Raw genomic sequence first — 6,000 nt, 5'->3', positions numbered from 1 at the left:
CACCCGTGCGCCGGTCTCTGCTCCCGAAGAAGCATACCCCTCGACTTGCATGTGTTAAGCCTGCCGCTAGCGTTCATCCTGAGCCAGGATCAAACTCTTCATCGTATATTTTAATATTATATTGCGACTAATGATTCTATCGGTTTTTTTCAAATCTATCGATTCTATTACTCTTATTTTGTTGTTCTAAGATCTCTCTTAAAACGGCTGTCAATTCAATATGTCTAGGAACGTGTTCTTCTTTTTAATGTACCTCACTCTGTGTGACTCTCGCTCTGTTCGTTTCGTTTGTTTCTCATTGCGGGTGCAAAAGTACTCCCTTTATTTAGATTCGCAAGCCTTTTTACAGACTTTTTTGAATGTTTTTTATTTTTTTTTACTAACAACCTGATAATGTAACATTTATATTTTATCCATTTTTTATATTTTTAAGAATTTTCTTATTACAACTGTATTTTTCGCAATGTCACTATTAAAAAGACTGAGTTTTTCCGAATTTAGTCACTTTAATTATTGTTTCATACCTACTATATATAGGTATAGGCGATTCAGAATTTTTAAAATCTAATCCGTTCAATAAAAATAAAGCATAAAAAAAACTCCATTTGTAACAATGGAGCCTCTTGACAGTCTTTACGAACCTGTTTTTTCAGGATTTGAAGCAACTGGCTAAATATACTTATTGATATTATCTCATCGTGTGCGAATTAAAAACCTATTTACGATAACTCACACGTATTCTAAGATTGTAAAACTTTAAGCTAGTTTATATCAATTTTTTTAATTTTGAACTTTGATTGATTCAACATATAATATATTTTTTTTGTCCCACCAGTAGGTTTTAAATTTGCATCATTTTCTTTATAAATTGGAAACTCCATTACTAACATTTGTTTATCAAAGAAATAAGTGTCATGTCCCATATATCCTTCTAGTCTTCCTCCTTTTAAATATTCCTTTTCATCTAATTTTTCTTTTTCATATTCCATTAGTCTATCATCTTTGTCCGAGCCATATACATAAAAATCACCTCCACTTCCAGATCCAACAGATCGAGTAAACAAATATATCTCCTCAAAACCATCGTTGTCTAAATCTTTTAGTTCTATTTTTTCAATTGGATCGATATCACTTAATTCAATGAGTTTATTTTCTTTGAATCCTTTTGTGGTAATGGTTATAGACGAAATACTTTGTCCAACTGGATGAGTTTCGGTAATAATGATAATTTTTCCTGTCTTAGTTTTAAATTCCTTGGTATCTGTATTCTTACTAATGTCTTTTGCTTCATCAATAGGTACAGACTTTTCCTCAGGATCTTTCCCATAAATGTCGTCATTTGTAAAATTGAATTTATAAATTCCAGCCAGTAAAATTATTACTACAATGGCTCCAACGATCAAAATTGTTTTTTTCATTTGTTTTATTTTTTTTTATGTTCTTAGATTTAAAAGATAAGTAGCCTTCGAATATCTAATCCGCTCTGTCTCTACTTATACTATCTTTAATATATTAGTTAGTCGAAATATTTGTAAATATCTTCTCCTTCCTTCAGAAAAAGCCGCTTCCGCAAGCGATTTTTCCTATTCTGTATTGCCTTAGCGGTAACAAAAGTGTAATCTGCAATTTCTTTAGTTGAAAATTTAAGTTTAAGATAAAAACAAATTTTTTGTTCGGTAATCGTTAAATCGGGTTGTATGGCAATCAATTTTAAATAAAAATCAGGATACAACTCTTTAAATACAACTACAAACAATGGATCATTCTTTTTAGCCATTTCTATTACCTCATCATAAGATGTTGTTACTTTCTGTTTTAGGGATACAATTTGAGTCGCTTTTTGTTCTATTTCTTTCTTTTTTTGTTGAGTATCTAATTTTAGTTTATTTTTATAACAAAACTGCCAATAGGAAAATACCAACAAGCTAATTATAAGTAAGCCTGCAATTATTAATAAAATCATACTTCTGTTTACTAATACTTCCTTTTCAGCTTCTGCTTTTGAAACAACATAATTAGTTGCCGCAATCATACTTTTTTGTTCTGCTATTTGAGTACTGTCTTTATAAATTAATTCTAGTTTTTGATAATCAAATACTGCCTGGTTTAAACCTTTTTCTTCTGCTATTTTTTTATATAATCCATAATTGTATTCTAGAATGTAATAAGTTTTTTCGCGTTTGGCCACGACAGTAGATTTGTCTAAATATGTAATTGCCCTAGCATAATCTTTCTTTTTATAATAAATTTCACCTAGATTACTTAGTACTATTTCTGTGCAGCTTATGTTCTTTTTTTTATAATCTAATAATGCCACTTTAAAATAGTATTCGGCTGAATCAAGTCTGCCCGCTGACATATATGTATCTCCGATATTCACCAACGCAAAATTGGGAACTCGTGGATTCTTACTAAAATAATAAGCTGCTTTTTTATGTAACTTTATAAATTCATCAACAGTTGGTTTATTCTTGAGACCAGCTGAGAAACAAGCTTTAAAACTATACACTCTACCTAAAAAACAGTATTTTGATTTTCCTTTTAAACAATTAACTCTTGTTAAGCAATTGTCTAATTGAGAGAGTGCTAATTTATTAAGGTGCATTCTCCCATGTTGAACTGCAATAACAAAATCTGCATAAAGCAAAAGAGAATCATTTCTTATTTCTTGGGCTATCTCTTTGGATTGTTCTAGATAATTTAATGCCTTGTCAAAGTCACGAAGTTTCCCTTTACAATTTCCCATGTTTAATAAAGCGAAACACGAACCTACACGATAGTCTTGTTTTAGTGCAATATGATATATATTTTTTGAAATTTCATAACCTTCATTTGGTGATTTTTTTAAATACTGATTTACCGAATTTAAAGTGCTATCTATTTCCTTTATAGTCAAATTTTTTCTTTGACCATAACTATTCCATAACCCAAAAACAATATAAAAAACAGTAAAATATAACCGTATATATTTTACTAATAAAAACTTATTTTGGGACATATTGTTTATTCATTTATTCTTTTTTTTATTAGGCATTACCTCTACTTTTACTAGTTTTACTGATCGTTGAGTACTACCAATTTTATTAATGGCTTTAATTCTTACTTTATTCTCTCGATAAATCTTATTGGCAAATTATTAAGTAAACTTTATAAAAAACACTCGCTATAAACTAAAGCGTTATTGTGATTTTACATCTAGTTTTAATAAAATCAATAATAAGGCTAATGCTATAAAAAAAGCCTTTATTTATTGTAAAAATAGACGTGGGATACTGTTTTAGGTTAAGATTTTTGTATTTATGGTAAGTACTTTTTTTCGATTTAGTGGGATTTAAAACTTTTAAAAACTGGTGTTTTATCAGCATGCAAAAATAGCATCAATAAAATTATAAATGAGTAGAACTGTGAACGATTGCTCTGTAGACTTTGTACTACAGGAATATTCCTCACAATTAATTATTGTTTTAACCTTACTTTTCAATCAAATCGAACAAGAATTAATTAACTCACAATCTTTTATTGAGATTTGTTATCTAAAAAAGAACAGCCCTAAGGCTGTTTCTTTTCTTCATTCTATACTTAACAACTTTTTATTTATAATGGTTGTCTGTACGATATACTACATTATAGTAGATCAAAGCGATCTAGATTCATTACTTTAGTCCATGCTGCAACAAAGTCAGTAACAAATTGTTTCTGAGCATCTGCACTAGCATAAACTTCGGCTAGAGCTCTAAGTTCTGAATTGGAACCAAATACAAGATCTGCACGTGTACCTGTCCATTTCACTTTTCCAGTTGTGTAGTCATGTCCGTTATATTCTTCTTTATCCTCAGAAACTGCTTTCCAAACAGTACCAATATCTAGCAGATTTACAAAGAAATCATTAGTTAGTACTTCGGGACGTTCTGTAAAAACACCTTTTTTAGAATCATCAAAATTGGAATCTAATACACGCATTCCTCCTACAAGTACAGTTAATTCGGGTGCTGTAAGTGTTAATAATTGCGCTTTGTCTATTAATAAAGTCTCAGTTGCAACAGCGTATTTATTTTTTTTATAGTTTCGGAAACCATCAGCTATTGGTTCCAGGAATCCAAATGATTCTACATCCGTTTGTTCTTGTGTAGCATCCATACGGCCTGGAGCAAAAGGAACATTAATGTTACTTCCAGCATCTTTAGCCGCTTTTTCTACTCCTGCACTACCCGCTAATACAATAATATCGGCAAGAGAAACTTTTTTAGTATTAGATTGTGTCTGGTTAAATTCTCTTTGGATACCTTCCAATACATTTAATACTTTTTGCAACTTCGCAGGATTATTTACTTCCCAATCTTTTTGAGGAGCTAGTCGAATTCGTGCACCATTAGCCCCACCTCTTTTATCTGAACCTCTAAATGTTGAAGCTGAAGCCCATGCAGTAGATACAAGTTCTGATATGCTTAATCCAGTAGCTAATACTTTTGCTTTAAGCAATGTAATATCATTTTCGTTTATCAAGTCATGGTCAACTCTTGGAATTGGATCTTGCCAAAGCAACTCTTCCTTAGGTACATCTGTTCCAAGATATAAAGCACGTGGTCCCATATCACGATGGGTTAATTTAAACCATGCTCTGGCAAATGCATCTGCAAACTGATCAGGATTTTCTAGAAAGCGACGTGATATTTTTTCATATTCAGGATCTAATCTTAAAGACAAGTCGGTAGTTAACATCGTTGGAAGATGTTTTTTTGAACTATCATAGGCATCAGGTATAAAAGCTTCAGCATTTTTTGCAACCCACTGATGTGCGCCTGCTGGACTTTTAGAAAGTTCCCATTCAAAACCGAAAAGATTTTCAAAGAAATTATTACTCCATTGAGTCGGTGTCTTTGTCCAGGTTACTTCTAAACCACTTGAGATTGTATCTGCACCTTTTCCAGAACCAAAACTATTCTTCCATCCAAAACCTTGCGTTTCAAGTCTCTCAGATTCCGGATCTCCTCCTACATGTTCGGTTGGTGCTGCTCCGTGTGTTTTACCAAAAGTGTGACCTCCTGCAATAAGAGCAACTGTTTCTTCATCATTCATTGCCATACGTCCAAAAGTATCGCGAATATCTTTGGCCGCAGCTATTGGGTCTGGTTGTCCCTCTGGTCCTTCTGGATTAACATAAATCAAACCCATTTGGACTGCTGCAAGTGGTTTTTCCAGATTACGAGCACTATTACTATCTGCATATCTTTCATCACCAGCTAACCATGTCTTTTCAGACCCCCAATATATATCTTGTTCTGGTTCCCATACATCTGTACGACCACCTGCAAAGCCAAATGTTTTGAATCCCATAGATTCCAGTGCAACATTACCTGTAAGTATCATCAAATCTGCCCATGAAATTTTTCTTCCATACTTTTGTTTGATAGGCCAAAGTAATCTTCGGGCTTTATCAAGGTTTACGTTATCTGGCCAACTATTAAGCGGAGCGAAACGCTGCTGTCCGGCTCCTGCTCCACCACGACCATCACCTACTCTATACGTACCGGCGCTATGCCATGCCATACGAATAAACAAACCTCCATAGTGTCCAAAATCTGCTGGCCACCAATCTTGTGAATCAGTCATAAGAAAATGAAGGTCTTTTTTTAGGGCTTCTAAATCTAGACTTTTAAAAGCTTCGGCATAATCGAAGTCTTCACCCATCGGGTTTGATAAAGAAGAATGTTGGCGTAGTATATTAACTTTTAATTGATTTGGCCACCAGTCTTGATTTTTTGTGCCTCCATTCGCAATACTTTGCTCTTTGCTTGAGTTGTGGAATGGACACTTACTAATATCATTTGAATTATTTTCCATTTTTTTAATGAATTTATTATTGATAACTACATTTTATAAACATAAAGGATACCCATAAAACAGCGAATTAAAGTATTTATTTTAAGATATTATTAAAATACAAATCATCTCTACTTATTTTGTAAGACCCAGTAAACAAGTTCTTTGCAAATTTACAAA

General features: G+C 32.5%; 3 protein-coding genes and 1 rRNA gene. All 4 read right to left on the bottom strand.

Features of this window, described 5'->3' with window-relative positions:
- Positions 1 to 105: ribosomal RNA gene (locus SHI72_RS07835) — 16S ribosomal RNA — on the bottom strand; the annotation flags it as partial.
- Between the two features lie 656 nt (positions 106 to 761).
- Complete coding sequence (locus SHI72_RS07830; RefSeq protein ID WP_323489627.1) at positions 762 to 1,418, bottom strand: hypothetical protein; 657 nt, start codon at positions 1,416 to 1,418, stop codon at positions 762 to 764.
- Between the two features lie 98 nt (positions 1,419 to 1,516).
- Positions 1,517 to 2,896, bottom strand: a complete 1,380-nt coding sequence (locus SHI72_RS07825) for a tetratricopeptide repeat protein (protein ID WP_086896338.1) — start codon at positions 2,894 to 2,896, stop codon at positions 1,517 to 1,519.
- Positions 2,897 to 3,624: 728 nt separating this feature from the next.
- Positions 3,625 to 5,841: a catalase/peroxidase HPI gene (katG, locus tag SHI72_RS07820; protein WP_323489626.1), complete on the bottom strand. Its 2,217-nt coding sequence runs from the start codon at positions 5,839 to 5,841 to the stop codon at positions 3,625 to 3,627.
- Positions 5,842 to 6,000: the final 159 nt, after the last annotated feature.

It is taken from the genome of Flavobacterium sp. PL02, assembly GCF_035013205.1.
In the GTDB taxonomy this organism is placed as follows: domain Bacteria; phylum Bacteroidota; class Bacteroidia; order Flavobacteriales; family Flavobacteriaceae; genus Flavobacterium.
The sequence above is the reverse complement of the archived record's forward strand: the minus strand, read 5'-3'. Positions and strand labels throughout refer to the sequence as shown.

Bases quoted from the DNA above. Each gene is read 5' to 3' on its own strand.
- SHI72_RS07830 (WP_323489627.1), bottom strand. From the start codon at position 1,418: ATGAAAAAAACAATTTTGATCGTTGGAGCCATTGTAGTAATAATTTTA.
- katG (WP_323489626.1), bottom strand. From the start codon at position 5,841: ATGGAAAATAATTCAAATGATATTAGTAAGTGTCCATTCCACAACTCA.